General features: G+C 45.8%; 18 protein-coding genes. 3 read left to right on the forward strand and 15 right to left on the reverse strand.

Translation table 11 applies throughout. From position 1 onward, the window contains the following. Window positions 1–32 precede the first annotated feature (32 nt). From rseP to rpsB, 8 genes are all read right to left on the reverse strand, one after another. Window positions 33–1,391: a sigma E protease regulator RseP gene (gene rseP, locus LYZ37_RS11510; RefSeq protein WP_272785569.1), complete on the reverse strand. Its 1,359-nt coding sequence runs from the start codon at window positions 1,389–1,391 to the stop codon at window positions 33–35. Then, entirely contained in the window at window positions 1,388–2,596 is a 1,209-nt protein-coding gene (gene ispC / locus LYZ37_RS11515) for a 1-deoxy-D-xylulose-5-phosphate reductoisomerase (RefSeq protein ID WP_272785570.1), read from the reverse strand. Before ispC ends, rseP begins: the two co-directional genes overlap by 4 nt. 41 nt (window positions 2,597–2,637) lie before the next feature. Beyond that, complete coding sequence (locus LYZ37_RS11520) at window positions 2,638–3,480, reverse strand: phosphatidate cytidylyltransferase (RefSeq protein ID WP_272785571.1); 843 nt, start codon at window positions 3,478–3,480, stop codon at window positions 2,638–2,640. 11 nt (window positions 3,481–3,491) lie between these two features. Beyond that, a complete protein-coding gene (locus LYZ37_RS11525; protein ID WP_272785572.1) occupies window positions 3,492–4,247 on the reverse strand; it encodes an isoprenyl transferase in 756 nt (251 codons plus the stop codon). 96 nt (window positions 4,248–4,343) lie between these two features. Continuing rightward, the gene (gene frr, locus LYZ37_RS11530; protein ID WP_004744789.1) at window positions 4,344–4,901 is read right to left on the reverse strand and encodes a ribosome recycling factor; all 558 of its coding nucleotides are present in this window, start codon (window positions 4,899–4,901) and stop codon (window positions 4,344–4,346) included. A gap of 101 nt (window positions 4,902–5,002) precedes the next feature. Next, entirely contained in the window at window positions 5,003–5,734 is a 732-nt protein-coding gene (gene pyrH / locus LYZ37_RS11535) for a UMP kinase (RefSeq protein WP_004744788.1), read from the reverse strand. Between the two features lie 152 nt (window positions 5,735–5,886). Continuing rightward, window positions 5,887–6,729, reverse strand: a complete 843-nt coding sequence (gene tsf, locus LYZ37_RS11540; protein WP_004744787.1) for a translation elongation factor Ts — start codon at window positions 6,727–6,729, stop codon at window positions 5,887–5,889. A gap of 131 nt (window positions 6,730–6,860) precedes the next feature. Next, complete coding sequence (rpsB, locus tag LYZ37_RS11545; protein WP_004744786.1) at window positions 6,861–7,589, reverse strand: 30S ribosomal protein S2; 729 nt, start codon at window positions 7,587–7,589, stop codon at window positions 6,861–6,863. A 350-nt stretch (window positions 7,590–7,939) separates the two neighbouring features. Between rpsB and map the strand changes: the two genes are divergently transcribed. The 3 genes from map to LYZ37_RS11560 all read left to right on the forward strand — a co-directional run bounded on the left by map (window position 7,940) and on the right by LYZ37_RS11560 (window position 12,063). Then, window positions 7,940–8,818 carry a type I methionyl aminopeptidase gene (gene map / locus LYZ37_RS11550; protein WP_272785573.1) on the forward strand — a complete coding sequence of 293 codons (879 nt, stop codon included), beginning with the start codon at window positions 7,940–7,942 and terminating at the stop codon, window positions 8,816–8,818. A 98-nt stretch (window positions 8,819–8,916) separates the two neighbouring features. Beyond that, window positions 8,917–11,538 carry a bifunctional uridylyltransferase/uridylyl-removing protein GlnD gene (gene glnD, locus LYZ37_RS11555; protein ID WP_272785574.1) on the forward strand — a complete coding sequence of 874 codons (2,622 nt, stop codon included), beginning with the start codon at window positions 8,917–8,919 and terminating at the stop codon, window positions 11,536–11,538. Window positions 11,539–11,679: 141 nt separating this feature from the next. Beyond that, entirely contained in the window at window positions 11,680–12,063 is a 384-nt protein-coding gene (locus LYZ37_RS11560) for a DUF3461 family protein (protein ID WP_004744783.1), read from the forward strand. Window positions 12,064–12,418: 355 nt separating this feature from the next. Here LYZ37_RS11560 and pgpA read toward each other — a convergent pair whose 3' ends face one another. The 7 genes from pgpA to ribD all read right to left on the reverse strand — a co-directional run bounded on the left by pgpA (window position 12,419) and on the right by ribD (window position 18,059). Beyond that, window positions 12,419–12,925, reverse strand: a complete 507-nt coding sequence (gene pgpA, locus LYZ37_RS11565) for a phosphatidylglycerophosphatase A (RefSeq protein ID WP_272785575.1) — start codon at window positions 12,923–12,925, stop codon at window positions 12,419–12,421. 12 nt (window positions 12,926–12,937) lie between these two features. Then, a complete protein-coding gene (gene thiL / locus LYZ37_RS11570) occupies window positions 12,938–13,903 on the reverse strand; it encodes a thiamine-phosphate kinase (RefSeq protein ID WP_272785576.1) in 966 nt (321 codons plus the stop codon). A 74-nt stretch (window positions 13,904–13,977) separates the two neighbouring features. After that, window positions 13,978–14,445, reverse strand: a complete 468-nt coding sequence (gene nusB / locus LYZ37_RS11575) for a transcription antitermination factor NusB (protein ID WP_005473507.1) — start codon at window positions 14,443–14,445, stop codon at window positions 13,978–13,980. Then, entirely contained in the window at window positions 14,445–14,915 is a 471-nt protein-coding gene (ribH, locus tag LYZ37_RS11580; protein WP_004415274.1) for a 6,7-dimethyl-8-ribityllumazine synthase, read from the reverse strand. The genes nusB and ribH overlap by 1 nt, the downstream gene beginning before the upstream one ends. 208 nt (window positions 14,916–15,123) lie before the next feature. After that, complete coding sequence (ribBA, locus tag LYZ37_RS11585) at window positions 15,124–16,233, reverse strand: bifunctional 3,4-dihydroxy-2-butanone-4-phosphate synthase/GTP cyclohydrolase II (RefSeq protein WP_004744879.1); 1,110 nt, start codon at window positions 16,231–16,233, stop codon at window positions 15,124–15,126. Window positions 16,234–16,299: 66 nt separating this feature from the next. Continuing rightward, complete coding sequence (locus LYZ37_RS11590; RefSeq protein ID WP_171322962.1) at window positions 16,300–16,950, reverse strand: riboflavin synthase; 651 nt, start codon at window positions 16,948–16,950, stop codon at window positions 16,300–16,302. A gap of 2 nt (window positions 16,951–16,952) precedes the next feature. Continuing rightward, a complete protein-coding gene (gene ribD / locus LYZ37_RS11595) occupies window positions 16,953–18,059 on the reverse strand; it encodes a bifunctional diaminohydroxyphosphoribosylaminopyrimidine deaminase/5-amino-6-(5-phosphoribosylamino)uracil reductase RibD (protein ID WP_272785577.1) in 1,107 nt (368 codons plus the stop codon). Between the last annotated feature and the right edge of the window lie 6 nt (window positions 18,060–18,065).

Raw genomic sequence — 18,065 nt, forward strand, 5'->3', positions numbered from 1 at the left:
TCTAGTTATTCCTTTCTTCAACCTTTACCCGATTACAGACGGACAAAATCATTGAAAATTGCCACTGCCATAAGAGAGAAGATAATTGCACCGCCTACACGGTAACCCATTTCCTGAATTTTTTCTGGAACTGGACGTCTTATTACAGCCTCAATAGCAAAAAACAATAAATGTCCGCCGTCCAACATTGGCAACGGTACAAGGTTAATAATCCCTAAGTTCACACTGATTAATGCCAGGAACCCTAGGAAGTAAACTAAGCCATAATCGGCTGTTGTCCCGGCTCCTTTCGCGATCGAAATAGGCCCACTTAAATTATTCAGTCCGACATCACCAACAATCAGTTTTTTCAACATGCTGATGGTTAAATCGATGACTTGCCCAGTTTTCTCAACCGCCTTTCCGATTGATTCAATTACACCAAATTGAAGATCGAAGCGATAATTTTCTGGCCATTCTGCGACCTCAGGTGCGATTCCAGCAAAACCAATCACTCGGTCGTTTGATAGCTCACGACTGTCTGGTGTAATCGTTAAGACTAAACGCTCTCCATCACGCTCAATTTCAAGCGCTATTGGCGTGTTAGGGTTGTTCTGAATGCTCTCAACCACTTGCTGCCATTGAGTGATTTCGACACCACCGATCTTAGTCAGTAAGTCACCACTCATCAGCCCTGCTCTTTCACCTGCTCCACCTTCTGAAACATTGGTCAGCTTAGCGGTAATTTGTGGTGTAAAAGGAACAAACCCAAGCGCTGACATAGCAGACTCTTTCTCAGGGTCAAAGTTCCAATTGGTTAAGTCAAAAACCTTGGTTTGCTCGACACCGATACCGTCTGCCGGAGCAACCGTCATGGTTAACTGTTTATCACCAATATGAGAGATCAAACCCATATTGACCGATTCCCAATCCGCAGTTTTGACGCCAGAAACCGCTTTTAGTTCCATCCCAGACTCTAAACCTGCTTCAGCAGCTATTGAATATGGGGTCACTTGGCCAACCACCGGCTTAACCGCAGGCACGCCGATCAAGAAAACTAGCCAGTATGCAAAGATCGCAAACAAGAAGTTAAAGACAGGCCCTGCTGCAACGATAGCAGTGCGTTTCCAAAGTGGCTTACGGTCAAACGCAAACTCATGCTCACCTTGCGCCAAATCATCAACCCGGCCATCGAGCATTTTTACATAGCCGCCTAACGGAATGACTGAAATGCTGTATTCAGTACCGTCTTTCCCGACCTTGCTCCAAATGGATTTACCAAAACCGATCGAGAACTTTTCGACTTTAACTCCGCAGCGGCGGGCCACCCAAAAGTGACCGAACTCATGCACGGCAACTAAGATGCCAAGAGCAATGATAAAAGAAACAAAATTCCAGATGATACCCGTCATAGCTTACGCTCACTTATGGTATTGGCTGCTAACTCTCTTGCCATTCTATCTAGCTCAACAATGCTTTCCAAGTCACGACAGTGTGACGAGCTAACAGAGGCAGTCAGCTTGGTTAACACTTGTTCGTTAACCACTGCGATATCGGTAAATTTAAGTTGGCGTTGTAAGAAAGCTTCAACAGCCACTTCATTCGCCGCGTTGAGCAAGGTGGTCGCATGTTGTCCTTCGTAACAAGCATCAATCGCCAGTTTAAGACAGGGGTAACGAGCGAAATCAGGCTCAAGGAAGGTCAGTTCACCGACTTTAGTGAAATCTAATGGTGCTACACCTGCATTGACACGCTCAGGATAAGAGAGTGTGAGTGCAATAGGTGTGGCCATATCTGGCTCGCCCATTTGAGCGAGTACCGAGCCATCTCGATACTGCACCATAGAGTGAATCACAGACTGAGGATGAATCAAAACTTTAAGCTGCTCACGAGCGGTATTGAATAACCACTTAGCTTCAATGTACTCAAGACCCTTATTCATCATGGTCGCAGAATCTACCGAGATCTTTGGCCCCATTGACCAGTTAGGGTGAGCAATCGCCTGCTCCGGAGTCACACTAGCCAGCGAATCAATATCGCGATAGCGGAATGGCCCACCAGAGCCCGTTAGCAAGATATGAGAGATACCATGTGCGTTTAGATCGCAACGGCCAAGATTGGTTTGAATATCACTAGATAAGCACTGAAAAATAGCATTGTGTTCGCTATCGACAGGGAGAAGCTCAGCGCCATGCTTTTCAACTGCATCGATAAACAGCTTGCCAGACATCACTAGCGCTTCTTTGTTTGCAAGCAGTACACGCTTACCGGCTTCAACTGCCGCCATAGTCGGCAATAAGCCAGCTGCACCAACAATCGCTGCCATAACGGTATCAACCTCATCACAAGATGAAATCTCACACATGGCATCAACACCCGATCTCACTTCGGTGTTAATTTTTAGATCGATTAACTGAGCTTTTAGTTTCAATGCAGCTTGTTCGTCAGCCATCACTGCATACTTAGGTTGCCATTTCTGACACAGCTGACGCATTTTTTCGACGTTCTGCCCAGCAGCAAGCGCTACCACAGAGAACTTTTCAGGGTTTTGCTCGATGACTTTGAATGTGCTTGCTCCAATTGAGCCTGTCGCACCTAAAATCGTTAACTTACGCATAGCAAGAAACCGTTAATGAATAGGGCAAGCCGAAGCTTGCCTTAAAATGTGAAGTAGAGGAATGCGAACACAGGGAAAGCGGCGGTTAAACTGTCTATACGGTCAAGAACGCCACCATGCCCTGGGATAATATTGCTGCTGTCTTTAATACCAGCCACTCGTTTGAACATACTCTCAACCAAGTCTCCAAGCACTGAAATCACGACAGTAACAAGTGTAATACCGACCATGACCCAGCCATTGGCAAACTGAATATCGAACCAATAAGCCGTTCCCCAACCAACGAGAATTGCTGTAATAATCCCGCCGATTAAACCTTCAATGGTTTTATTTGGACTCACATGTGGCGCCATCTTGTTCTTGCCCAAGCTCTTACCGGCAAAATAAGCACCACTGTCTGCTGCCCAAACAATAAAGCAAACGTATAAAACCAGTCTAGCACCGTGATAAGGATCAGCCTCAATCGCTTCTGCACGTAACATGAGTACGCTCCAGAAAAACGGCAATAGAGTCAAAATGCCAAAGCTATAGCGAAGCAAGTTGGAGTTTTGCCATAGGCTCGACGATTTAGGATAAGTAACGGCAAGCGCACTGGCAGCCAACCACCAAATGCAGCCCAAGGCTAAAATGATGTAATGGGGTTGAGTGATAAGATTCAGACTCAGTGCATCTGAGGGCACTAACCAAATTGTCGCAGCACTCACTAATGCGGTTGGAATCAGTGCGATCATTCGAGAAGGAGCATCAACAAATTGAGTCCATTCCCAAAAACCAATCAAGGTCACTGCCGCGATGGCAATCATAAATAGAGGGAGAGAAAGTTTGAATATCCCTAATATTACCAATGGCGCTAAAATAAGTGCCGTTATAATTCTTTGTTTCAAACTTTGATCCTTTATTCGCTTTCCATTAGAGCTTTAACTTGCTCACCAGTACAGCCGAAACGGCGCTCACGGTTAACAAACCAAGTTACAGCTTCTATCAAGCTATTTTCATCGAACTCTGGCCAGTAAATCGGTGTGAAATACATTTCCGCGTAAGCCATCTGCCACAGCATAAAGTTACTGATGCGGCATTCGCCACTGGTTCGAATCATTAAATCAACTTCAGGTAAATCTGCCATTGTGAGGTGCTCTGTGATGAGTTCTTCACTAATCTCATCTTGAGTCAGTTCACCAGCGGCAACCTTAGCTGAAATTGCTTTCGTCGCCTGCATAATATCCCACTTACCACCATAGTTAGCCGCTATATTGATCACCATGCCCGTATTGCCTTCGGTCAAAGCCTCAGCTTGAGCAATCTTGTTTTGCAAGCGCTCATTAAAGCGCGAAGTGTCACCAATAACGCGTAAGCGTAAGTTGTTCTTGTGCAGTTTTTTAACTTCTGTAGAGAGAACTGTAATAAACAGCTCCATCAAGACACCCACTTCCTCTTCTGGACGACGCCAGTTTTCACTACTAAACGCAAACAATGTGATCGCTTTGATACCAAGTTTTGCAGACGTCGAAATCGCTTTACGTACAGCAGCGACACCATTCTTGTGACCAAAGACGCGCGGCTTACCTTGAGCTTTAGCCCAACGACCGTTGCCATCCATGATGATTGCGATATGTTTCGGGAGTAAATCAGGAGAGAGTAGTGAGTTTTGCATAAGACGTTGATTAATAATCAGCAGGGGACAGAGAGTAGCATAAAAAAGCGCTGTGCTGCGAGCACAGCGCTCTATATAGAGAAAGTTTATAGAGAATTAGACTTCCATCAACTCTTTTTCTTTTGCTGCTAACACTTCATCAACTTGTTTCACAGCTGCGTCAGTGATTTTCTGGATTTCGTCTTGACCTTTACGATCTTCGTCTTCAGAAATTTCTTTGTCTTTTAGTAGCGCTTTTAGTTCGCCGTTAGCGTCACGACGGATGTTACGGATAGCAACACGGCCACCTTCAGCTTCGCCACGAACGATTTTAACTAGGTCTTTACGACGCTCTTCCGTTAGCGGTGGAAGTGGAACGCGAATGATAGTACCTGCAGACATAGGGTTTAGACCTAGGTCAGACATCATGATCGCTTTTTCAACTTTAGGCGTTAGCTCTTTATCAAATACTGTGATTGCAAGCGTACGAGCATCTTCAGCAACGACGTTTGCTACCTGGTTTAGAGGCGTTGGTGCACCGTAGTACTCGACTGAAATGCCAGAAAGTAGGCTTGGGTGTGCACGGCCTGTGCGAACTTTAGAAAGGTTGTTTTTTAGCGCTTCAACGCTCTTATCCATGCGCTCTTGAGCGTCTTGTTTGATTTCGTTAATCACAATATCACCTTAATGTGTAAATCTTTCTTCAAGAAAGCTTAATAGGGAGTCTTCAAAAGGCAATACCGCAGCACAATTGATTTATGCTGCGGCGATTAGAATTACTCAGCGTCGCTGATTAGCGTGCCTTCTGCTTCACCCATAACCACGCGACGTAGTGCGCCTGGCTTATTCATATTGAATACACGGATTGGCATTTTGTGGTCACGTGCTAGTGTAAATGCTGCCAAATCCATTACTTTCAGTTCTTTTTCAAGAACAGCATTGAACGAAAGCTTATCATACAGCTCTGCGTCTGGGTTTGCTACTGGGTCAGCAGTAAATACGCCATCTACTTTTGTCGCTTTTAGAACTACGTCCGCTTCGATCTCGATTCCGCGCAAACATGCAGCAGAATCTGTGGTAAAGAATGGGTTACCTGTACCTGCTGAGAAGATAACAACGCGGCCTTGACGCAGTTCACGAATCGCATCTGCCCAGTTGTAGTCATCACAGACACCTTTTAGAGGGATTGCTGACATTACACGCGCGTTTACGTAAGCACGGTGCAGCGCATCACGCATCGCAAGACCGTTCATTACCGTCGCTAGCATACCCATGTGGTCACCAACAACACGGTTCATACCCGCTTCAGCAAGGCCTGCACCACGGAACAAGTTACCACCACCGATAACGACACCAACTTGAACACCAAGCTCAACCAACTCTTTTACTTCTTGGGCCATACGATCAAGGATTGCTGGATCGATGCCAAAACCTTCTTCGCCTTGAAGTGCTTCACCACTTAGTTTTAACAGAATACGTTGATATGCTGGTTTAGGGTTCGTAGTCATGGAGTTTACCTTCCAAAAGAGAGTTGTTGATTAACAGTCATGGATAAAGACTTATCAAAAGTCTGCATCCATCACAGCTAAAGGTGGTGCCTTTAGTCGTAAAAAGACCGCAGCCTTGGCTACGGTCTAAACTTTGTGCGTATCTCTAAGGATTAACCTTTTTGAGCAGCAGCTACTTCTTCAGCGAAGCTCATTTCTTCTGCTTTCTCGATACCTTCACCTACTTCTAGGCGAACGAATGTAGCAACAGAAGCGCCTTTTTCTTTCAGCATTTCGCCAACAGATTTCTTAGGCTCCATGATGAACGCTTGACCAGTTAGAGAGATTTCGCCAGTGAATTTCTTCATGCGGCCAACAACCATCTTCTCAGCGATCTCAGCAGGCTTGCCTTCGTTCATAGCGATTTCAACTTGAACTTCTTTCTCTTTAGCAACTACGTCAGCTGGTACGTCTTCTGGGTTAACGTACTCTGGCTTAGAAGCAGCAACGTGCATTGCAACGTGCTTAAGAGTTTCAGCGTCGCCTTCACCAGCAACAACTACACCGATCTTCTCGCCGTGACGGTAAGAAGCGATAGCAGAACCTTCAACGTATTGAACGCGACGGATGTTGATGTTTTCACCGATCTTAGCAACTAGAGCAACACGCTCTTCTTCGAATTTAGCTACTAGTTCTTCAACAGAAGCTTTAGATGCTAGAGCGTCAGCTGCAACTTTCTCTGCAAATGCAGTGAAGTTACCATCTTTAGCAACGAAGTCAGTTTGGCAGTTAACTTCAAGAAGAACAGCAACACCGTTTTCTTCTTTGATGATGATTGCGCCTTCAGCAGCTACGTTACCTGCTTTCTTAGCAGCTTTAGCAGCACCTGATTTACGCATGTTTTCGATTGCTAGTTCGATGTCAGCGTTTGCTTCAACAAGCGCTTTCTTACATTCCATCATGCCTGCGCCAGTACGTTCGCGCAGTTCTTTAACTAGAGCAGCAGTAACAGCCATTCTCTATTCCTCAGTTGATTCTGTATTTGGTAAAAAACAGGGGCCTACATTTTCGGCCCCTGCTGATAACTATAACTCAGTTTATGCTACAACTGGGTTGCACATAATCTAAGTGTGACTCGGAGCCGCTATTATTCAGCTTCTACGAAACCATCTTTTTCAGCAGCAACAGCTACGTCTTTGTTACGACCTTCAGTTACTGAAGTTGCAGCAGCGTTTAGGTAAAGCTGAACTGCACGGATCGCATCGTCGTTACCTGGGATGATGTAGTCAACGCCGTCTGGGTTAGAGTTAGTATCTACTACAGCGTAAACTGGAATACCTAGGTTGTTTGCTTCTTTAATCGCAATGTGCTCGTGATCAGCGTCGATTACGAATAGAGCGTCTGGTAGGCCGCCCATATCTTTGATACCACCAAGAGACTTCTCTAGCTTCTCCATTTCACGAGTACGCATTAGAGCTTCTTTCTTAGTTAGCTTATCAAAAGTACCGTCTTGAGCTTGAGCTTCAAGATCTTTTAGACGCTTGATTGACTGACGAACAGTTTTGTAGTTTGTAAGCATACCGCCTAACCAGCGGTTGTTTACGTAGAACTGGTTGCTTGCGATTGCAGCTTCTTTAACAGCTTCAGATGCAGCGCGCTTAGTACCAACGAATAGAACTTTACCTTTCTTCTCGCCAACTTTAGCTAGTTCAGCTAGAGCGTCGTTGAACATTGGTACAGTTTTTTCTAGGTTGATGATATGAACCTTGTTACGAGCACCAAAGATGAATGGCTTCATTTTTGGGTTCCAGTAACGAGTCTGGTGACCGAAGTGAACACCAGCTTTTAACATATCGCGCATTGATACAGTTGCCATTTTAAAATCCTCTATGGGGTTAGGCCTCCACATCCCCCATAACTCCGACTAGGCTTCTGCCCAGCACCCCGGAATATGTGACGGAATGTGTGTGATTTAAAGATATAAGTTAGTTGGAAGTAACCAGCTTCGCCACTGAGATGAACTTAGCAGAGAGAACTGACCACATTTCCGGCGCGCTTTATACCATATTTTCACCCATCCTGGCTAGTAAAAACTTTTCCACCTCTATTGAGTGCACTATTGCCAATACAGCACGTATTAGAAGAATCGTTCTCATTATGAGGTGTTCCTGATAGAATGCGCCCATTCGCACCTTAGAGTGCAACTAAATTAAGTAGAGAAAGCCAATGTCAATCAAGATTAAAACAGCTGAAGAAATCGAACGTATGAGACTCGCGGGCGCTTTGGCCGCTGAGATCCTAGAGATGATCGAACCTCACATCAAAGAGGGTGTGACTACAGATGAATTGAACCAGATTTGTCACGATTACGGGATTGAAAAAGGCGCCTACTCTGCCCCACTTGATTACCACGGATTTCCAAAATCAATCTGTACTTCAATCAACCATATCGTCTGCCATGGTATCCCTGCCTCTGAGGACGAAGTGGGTAGCAACGGTCAACTAAAGCCTGCGATCCTTAAGAATGGCGACATCATCAACGTCGACATTACGGTTATCATTCCAGATGATGAAGGTGCAGACCTAAGCGTTCGCCCACAAGGTTACCACGGCGACACGTCAAAAATGTTCTTTGTTGGCGATGTTTCTCCAGCGGATAAGCGCCTATGTATGGTGACTCAAGAGGCACTGTATGTTGGTATGCGTAAGGTGAAACCTGGCGCAACTGTGGGTGATATCGGCACTGCGATTGAAAAATACATCAAAGAAAACAACAAGAAGAACCCACGTAATAAGTTCTCTATTGTTAAAGATTTCTGTGGTCACGGCATTGGTAACGAATTCCATGAAGAGCCGCAAATTGTTCACTACAAGAACAACGACCGCCGCGTTCTAAAAGAAGGCATGTGCTTTACCATTGAACCAATGATTAACGCAGGTAAATTCGGTGTGAGCGTAGATGCTGAAGATGACTGGACAGTCTACACAGGCGACGGTAAGAAATCGGCTCAGTATGAGCACACCATTCTCGTCACCAAGACAGGTTGTGAAGTGTTAACACTGCGTAGCGATGACACTATCCCTCGAATGATGAACAACGCTTAACCTCCTTTCAATATCCCCGCATCGTCGGGGATATTTTTTTATTGATGCCATTTTGTTAGATTAGTTCTCACTAGGACTATTTTGCATGGATTCGCTGTATGCCCTTTCAATCGCCGCTCACACTCGAAGAGCAACAAATTTCCATTGGTGAGTTAAAAAACCAACTCGAAAATTTTGCCAATTATCAGAAGCAAGAGTTTCTCGCTCATCACCCTGTGACCAATTTAGTGCTCGGTCGAGCCGAATATATTGATTTACTGCTCAACCGCCTGTGGGACCACTTTGGTTTTTCTAACCTGCCGAACATCAGTCTTGTTGCAGTTGGTGGCTATGGCCGAGGTGAGTTACACCCTCTTTCAGATATCGACATTCTTGTCGTCTCTCGTAAAGCACTTCCTGACTCCCTTAAAGGCAAGGTTAGTGAGTTCATCACCTTACTGTGGGATTTGCGATTAGAAGTTGGTCACGCCGTTCGTAGTGTTGAAGAGTGTGCCGAGATTGGTAAAGACGACTTAACCGTAGCGACTAACTTACAGGAAGCTCGCCTACTCTGTGGTTGCGAAGATACCTTCCACCAGCTGAGGATGGTTATTCACTCTGAGTCGTTTTGGCCAAGTGAGGTATTTTACAAAGCGAAGGTCAAAGAGCAGCGTGACCGTCACGCGCGATACCATGACACCACCTACAACCTTGAGCCTGATATCAAATCCACGCCGGGCGGCTTGAGAGATATCCATACGCTAAGCTGGGTTGCACGTCGCCATTTTGGGGCCACTTCATTACTTGAGATGAGCCAATACGGTTTTCTCACCGATGCAGAATATCGTGAGCTCGTTGAATGTCAGGACTTCTTGTGGCGAGTCCGTTTTGCACTGCATATTGAGCTTAAACGTTACGACAATCGCCTCACCTTCGCCCACCAAGCACAAGTGGCCGAAAGCTTAGGCTTTGCTGGTGAAGGAAACCGTGGCGTTGAGATGATGATGAAAGAGTTCTATCGCACGTTGCGCCGCGTGGCAGAGCTCAACAAAATGTTGCTAAAGCTATTTGACCAAGCGATCTTAGAAAATGGCGTCGAGGCTGAACCAGTCGTTCTCAGCGAAGATTTCCAACGCCGCGGCCACTTGATTGAAGCGCGTAAACCTGCCTTATTCCAAGCTCGCCCGGAAACAATTTTGGATATGTTCCTACATATTGCCAACGATTCCACCATAGAAGGGGTCGCCCCTCCGACTATGCGCCAGCTGCGTACTGCAAGGCGAAGACTGAATAAGTTCCTGCACACGATTCCTGAAGCGAGAGAGAAGTTTCTCGATTTATGTCGTCACCCTAATGCGCTGCATAAAGCCTTTAGCTTGATGCACAAACTAGGCGTACTAGCTGCTTACCTGCCTCAGTGGAGCCAAATCGTCGGTCAAATGCAGTTCGACCTATTCCATGTTTACACCGTTGATGAACACAGTGTTCGTCTACTCAAGCACATCAATACTTTTAGCGATCCGAACAACCATGGTAAGCACCCAATCTGTTGCGAAGTCTACCCGCGCATTCAGAAAAAAGAATTGCTGATTATCGCCGCTATTTTCCACGATATCGGCAAAGGTCGCGGCGGTGACCACTCGGTGATAGGTGAAGGCGAAGCCTACGATTTCTGTATCGAGCATGGGTTATCTAAACCAGAAGCTAAACTAGTCGCTTGGTTGGTTAGGCATCACTTGTTGATGTCAGTGACCGCTCAACGCCGTGATATCTACGATCCTGAGGTGATTACTGAGTTCGCCAAAAAAGTTCGCGATGAGGAATACTTAGAGTATCTGGTCTGTCTAACTGTTGCCGATATCTGCGCCACCAACCCTGAGCTGTGGAACAGTTGGAAGCGAACCTTGCTTGCTGAGCTCTTTTATTCAACCCAACGTGCGCTGCGCCGCGGCTTAGAAAACCCTGTTGATGTTAGAGAGCGGATTCGTCACAACCAGCACTTGGCGTCAGCGCTCTTACGCAAAGAAGGGTTTAACGCGCGCGAAATTGAAGTGCTGTGGCAAAGGTTTAAAGCAGACTATTTCTTGCGCCATACCCATAAGCAAATTGCTTGGCACTGTTCTCATTTACTGCGTCACGATGATCACTCACAACCTCTGATCTTAATTTCAAAGAAAGCGACCCGTGGCGGTACGGAAGTGTTTGTTTATAGCAAAGATCAGCATGCGCTGTTTGCTACAGTGGTTGCAGAGCTTGACCGAAGAAACTTTAACGTCCATGACGCGCAAGTTATGACTAGTAAAGATGGCTACGTTCTCGATACTTTCATGGTACTCGACCAAAATGGTGATGTGGTTGATGAAAGCCGACATAAAGCGGTTATCAAACACCTTGCTCATGTACTGGAAGATGGCCGACCTACAAAAATCAAGACGCGTCGTGTCCCTCGAAACCTACAGCACTTCAAGGTCAAAACTCAGGTCGACTTCTTACCGACTAAAAGTAAGAAACGTACCCTACTTGAGTTCGTTGCCTTAGATACACCAGGCTTACTGGCCACTGTGGGGGCGACTTTTGCCGACTCGGGCGTTCACCTGCATGCCGCGAAAATCACCACCATAGGCGAACGCGCAGAAGATTTATTCATCATTACTAGTGAGAGTGGCGGTAAATTGAATGAAGAGCAGCAACAAGAGCTTAGAGATAAGCTCATAAAAAACGTCGCAGAACTAGCACCTTAAGCGATCTCGACCACAAGTTGCCAACTTGTTTCAAAAAGCGCTGTCTACCACGATCATAGGCTGCTACATTAATAGTGAATTGTTCATTCCCTGCTCATTTTTGGGGTAGGGATAATTACTGCAACACAATAGAGGTAGCCTATGTATCCACACCTCACTGGTTTAGGTATTCACGATCCTAAACAAATTGAGCGCTATTCCCTTCGTCAAGAAGCGCACAAGGATGTGTTAAAAATCTATTTTCGTAAGCAAAAAGGTGAGCTGTTTGCGAAAAGCGTCAAGTTCAAGTACCCACGACAGGTGAAAAATGTCCTCGTCGACAGCGGCAGTCACAAGTACAAAGAAGTCACGGAAATTAACCGTAACCTCACTCTCGTTATAGATGAGTTAAACAAACTGACGAAACCTGAAAAAGCGGTCGAAGTTGACGTTAAAGAGAAGATACTGTCTGACCTACGTCATCTAGAGAAAGTCGTTTCAAGTAAGATTGCAGAGATTGAAGCGGATTTAGATAAGCTTAAATAGGATGGAAGAACGCTGCGCTACGGGATTCGAGAGCGCTTCGCTTCAAGAAATCTAATTATTTCAGAGGGTTGATGTGAGAGCATCAATCCTTTTTGTTTGCGAACGCTGCGCTATGGATAACTGGATAACTGGATAACTCGATAACTGGATAACTCGATAACTGGATAACTCGATAACTCGATAACTCGATAACTCGATAACTCGATAACTCGATAACTCGATAACTCGATAACTCGATAACTCGATAACTAAAGTTGCTCCGCGATGGCAGAGTAGTCAATCTAGTTTTCCAGCAGGGCGAAGCCCGATCCCGTTCTCCCGAAACGAAGTGTTCCATAGGGCAACGCCCGCTCCCTTACATCAACCAGCCCGCGTATTTGCCGACCAGATAAAGCGCCACACCTGCCATCACGCCTGCGACGATATCATCAAGCATAATACCTAAGCCGCCGTGGACTCGCTTGTCGAGCCAGCCAATAGGCCAAGGTTTTACCATATCGAAGAAACGAAATAGCACAAACCCTGTCAGTAACCACTTCCAATCTGTCGCAGAAAGGTTAAACAGTGGCACCACCAGCATAGTGATCCAAAAACCTGCGAATTCATCCCAGACAATTGAGCCATGGTCATGCACGCCCATGTCATCAGAGGTGATTTGACAAATCTTGATACCAATAAAGCACGAGGCAATAACAGCAATCACATACAGAGGCAGTGGCAGCTGAACAAGTAGTAAATAAAAAGGGATAGCTGCTAAGGTGCCCATTGTGCCCGGGACAATTGGCGATAATCCGCTACCAAAACCGGTTGCCAATAAGTGCCACGGGTTCTTTAGAGAAATAAGAGTTAAGGGGTTATTCATAGTTAATACTGTTTACTTGAAGTGATCATAGCCACTCAGATCCCAATCAATCGGTTGGCCGCTGTTATGGAGTTCAAATGTTCCTTGTGGGCGAATTTGCCCAATACAGGTAACCTTAGCGCCGCAGTGGGCCAAAGCACTCTCAATTGAACCCTTGTTCTGCTCTGGTACGGTAAAACACAGCTCATACTCTTCACCGCTCGACAGAGCATATTGCTGAGCTTGAGAATCCGAACCCAAGAATTGAACAAGTTCATTAGAAATAGGCAAGCTTGAAACGTCAAGACTAACGCCAACCTGAGAGCGTTGCAAAATGTGTTTGATGTCTGAGACAACACCATCAGAAATGTCTATCGCCGAACTTGCTCGATCAAGCAGAGCCTGACCGACCAGCACTCTTGGCTCAGACAGGTAATGACGCTGCTCTAGCTCTTGCGCAAAGGGCTTGCTGCGCAGGTTTGAATCAAGAATAACATCTAGCCCAGCTTGGCTATCGCCTAAATTTCCTGTTACATAAACCCAGTCACCAACTTGCGCCCCATCTCGGCGCAGTGCTTTATCCGCATCAACCAAGCCTTGCACAGTTAAGGTTAAACTCAGTGGACCTTTGGTTGTATCGCCGCCAATCAGCTGGATACCGAAATAATCAGCCAGCGCAAAAAAGGCGTCACAAAATGGCGCTAGCCAAGCTTCGTCGGGTTCAGGCATTGTCAGGGCAAATGAAACCCAAGCAGGCGTCGCTCCCATCGCAGCTAAATCACTAATATTTGAAGCAAGTGCTTTGTGTGCTACCCATGCAGGGTTTGCGTTGGCAAGAAAATGAGTTCCTGCCACCAAAGTATCGGTACTAATAGCGACAGAAAGATTGTGTGGCACTTTAACCAAAGCGCAATCATCACCTGCGGCCAGCAAGACATCTTTACGCTGACTCTGGCGACCAACAAAGTATTTGTCGATTAAATTAAACTCACCTGACATATCTTTCTTTTTCTGAATTAGTTTTGCATATAAAAAAGGTCAGCAAATGCTGACCTTTTCATAATCTGAATCGACTATTTCTTACGTACGTGTGGTGCTGCTTTATCTAGCACACCATTGACGAATTTGTGGCTCTCTTCTGCAGCGAATACTTTTGCAAGTTCAATCGCTTCGTTGATTACCACTTTGTAAGGTACGTCTTCACGACGAGTCATTTCATACATAGCAAGACGAAGCAATGCTAGCTCCATCATGTCCAAGTCTTGCATTGGACGCGCTGTGTATGGACGAATCTTACTATCTAGCTCTGTGTGACTTAGCACAACACCTGTTAGTAGGTCACGGAAGTATGCAACGTCTGTGTCTGGAGTAGAAAGTGCCGGCTCTGAAGCATGATGTTCTTCTTCATCATACTTACCACCTGACAAAAATTGCTCCTCGATAGTAGCAACATTTTCTTTAGTAATTTGCCAAGAGTAGATCGCTTGTAGAGCGAATCGACGTGCATTACGACGTGCGGCTGGTTTCACACTGGCCCCCATTAGGAATCGATTTCTGAAAGAACGTTAATCATCTCAAGTGCGCTTAGTGCAGCCTCTGCACCTTTATTACCAGCCTTGGTTCCTGCGCGCTCAATTGCTTGGTCAATTGTATCAACAGTCAGTACGCCGAAAGCAACTGGAAGCGAGTATTCCAGTGAAACTTGCGCAAGACCTTTGTTACATTCACTACAAACATAGTCGAAATGTGGAGTGCCGCCACGAATAACAGTGCCAAGAGATACGATTGCATCAAATTTGCCTGTTTTAGCTACACGCTGAGCAACAAGTGGAAGTTCAACTGCACCTGGGCAGCGAACAACAGTGATGTTGTCTTCGCTAACTTGGCCATGACGTTTTAAAGTATCGATTGCACCAGACAATAGACTTTCGTTAATAAAACTGTTGAAACGAGAAATAACGATAGCAATTTTTGCGTTTGGCGCTGGGAAGCCACCCTCGATCACTTTCATAAGCCTTCCTTTAACTATGTTCATCAAGTGAGAATCGCCGGATTCTAGCACAAATCTGTGAGCAATATCTAATAGAAATTAGCACAAATGGGGTTGCCGAATAATTCCAAGCGAGAGATTAAGTTTCGCTTCATTGCCTGACAATGAAGCAACAAAATAAGAGCTTCGGCTAAAGTTTTGATTCCGCGAAGCTCCCTTGAGTAAATTGTTATTCGCAAACGTACTCAACAACGTTGAGACCAAAGCCACCCAATGCGTGATACTTCTTATTGGTTGACGAAAGTAGACGCATATCGTGTACACCAAGATCTTGCAGAATCTGCGAACCGACACCGACACGACGTGACGTGCCTTGTTTCTTAGCCAGTGTTGGCGCTTCGCCTTTATCTTGAGCTTCAAACATCTTAACGCGATGAATAAGTAGATCGGTTGACTCTTCATTACCAAGAATGACCAGTACCCCACCCTCTTTGCCAATACGGGTCATGGCTTTATCTAGTGTCCAGCTACGCTCAGCATTGCGGTCACTACGCAGTAAGTCTGTAAAAGTGTCTTGCAGGTGAACACGGACTAATGGCGTTTCATTTTCCACATCACCTTTGCGCAGTGCATAGTGAACTTGGTTATCAATAGTGTCGCGGTAAGTCACAAGATCGAACTCACCATATTCCGTTGGCAGTTTACACTCAGCTACGCGCTCAATGGTTGTCTCAGTATTGTTGCGGTACTCGATAAGGTCAGCAATCGTGCCGAGCTTAATGTCATGCTTTTCTGCAAAGATCTCTAAGTCAGGGCGACGCGCCATAGTGCCGTCATCGTTTAGGATTTCAACAATCACACCTGAAGGCTCCAAACCAGCAAGTTTTGCCAGATCACAGCCCGCTTCAGTGTGACCTGCGCGAGTTAGCACGCCACCTTCTTGCGCTGCTAACGGGAAGATATGGCCCGGCTGTACAAGATCCGAAGCCTTCGCATCTTTAGCCACTGCAGCTTGCACAGTTCGCGCGCGATCGGCAGCAGAAATACCCGTGGTAACACCTTCAGCCGCTTCAATAGATACCGTAAAGTTGGTTGTGTACTGAGCATTGTTGTCTTGCACCATTGGCGGCAAGCCTAAACGCTCACAACGCTCTTTAGTCATGGTTAAACAAATCAAACCACGACCATGGGTCGCCATGAAGTTAATCGCTTCTGGGGTAACATGCTCGGCAGCCATAATCAGATCGCCTTCGTTTTCACGATCTTCATCATCCATTAGGATGACCATTTTCCCTAAGCGGATATCTTCGATAATTTCTTGCGGCGTACTAATTGGCATCTTGGTATTCCTATTGTTATAGCTTGAGCGAATAAGTTTTATTGTCGGCAGCAGTTACACCGACATTTACGCGAAACCGTTTTGTTGTAAGAAGTCCATGGTAATACGGGACTCAGGTTGTTCTTGTTGGCTTGTCAGCAGGCGCTCCATGTAGCGGGCAAGGACATCCACTTCTAGATTAACTTTGCGCCCAACATGGAAGTCCGCAATGGTTGTCTCTTCGCCAGTATGTGGAACAATGGTCAGCTTAAATGCGTTTTTACGTAAATCGTTGACCGTCAGGCTGATACCATCAACAGTGATTGAACCTTTCTCGGCTACGTATTTAGCAATGTCCGCTGGCATCGCAACCCAAAACTCAATTGCGCGGCCTACCATATTACGTTCAACAATTTCACCCACACCATCAACGTGACCAGAGACAATGTGTCCACCAAATCGTGTGGTTGGCAACATGGCTTTTTCAAGGTTCACTTTGTCGCCGGCTTGATAGTCAGTAAAACCTGTTTTTTGCAAGGTTTCGAGCGACAAATCAGCGCTATAACTTGTTGCGTTATAGTCGACCACGGTTAAGCAAACGCCATTGGTTGCGATACTGTCACCCAATTTTACATCTGACATATCCAGTTTGCCGACTTCAACCGTCACACTGATGTCTTCGCCTTTTGGCGTTATCGCAGTTAGAGTGCCTACTGCTTCTACAATACCTGTAAACATGATTACGATTCTTTGTTGTTTAACGTAGCAATGATGCGGATATCTTTCCCCACCTGCCTTACATCTTGAATATTTAGGTCAAGGACATGCGCCATAGACTTTAAGCCTAGAGCACCAAATAGACCACGACCATCGCTTCCCATTATTTTAGGTGCGAGATAAATAACTAGCTCATCAACAAGGTTCTGTTTAATCAAACTGCTTGCCAATGTTGCCCCAGCCTCAACCCATAAGTGGTTGATATTATGCTGCTGAGAAAGTGCTTTAAACGTCGCGCTCAAATCCAACTGCTGATTCGCGTCAAGCTCAGGTGTGAGCTCTCCATTTGGTGCGACCGTGATGATCTCTCCATCCACCTTAAACAGTTTAAGATCGGGAGTCAGAGCTTGCTGTCGATCCAAGATAACACGAACAGGTTGACGTAGGTTTGCTTGGTCATAATGAGATTGGAGAGAAGGAGGTAAATCATCCCAACGAACATTGAGTGAAGCATTATCTTCAATCACTGTTTTGCTTGTCGATAAGATAGCGCCACTTTGGGCACGAAATTTCTGCACATCTTGACGTGCTTGAGGCGATGTAATCCATTGGCTTTGACCATTTTTCAAAGCGGTTTGACCATCTAAGCTAGCAGCCATTTTTAGCTGCACAAATGGCATGCCTGTTTTCATCTTCTTGATAAAAGCTGGGTTAAGCGCCAATGCATCTTGCTCTAAAAGACCAACCTCAACCTCGATACCAGCATCGCGCAACATTTTGATCCCACGCCCCGCCACAACAGGATTAGGGTCTTGCATCGCGCAAATGACTTTCGCCACTTTCGCCTTGATCAAACCTTCAGCACATGGAGGAGTGCGTCCGTAATGAGAACAAGGTTCTAGAGTCACGTAGGCAGTTGCACCAACTGTTTTCTCACCCGCCATTCGCATTGCATGGACTTCGGCGTGAGGTTCACCGGCTCGGAAGTGGAAGCCCTCACCAACAATCTGATCATTATTAACGATCACGCAGCCCACATTAGGGTTAGGTGCAGTGGTATAAATGCCGCCTTTCGCAAGATCAATCGCGCGCGACATCATTTGAATATCTTGGGAAGTAAATTGTGCCATAAGAGT

It is taken from the genome of Vibrio tubiashii (assembly GCF_028551255.1).
GTDB classification, from domain to species: Bacteria; Pseudomonadota; Gammaproteobacteria; order Enterobacterales; family Vibrionaceae; genus Vibrio; species Vibrio tubiashii_B.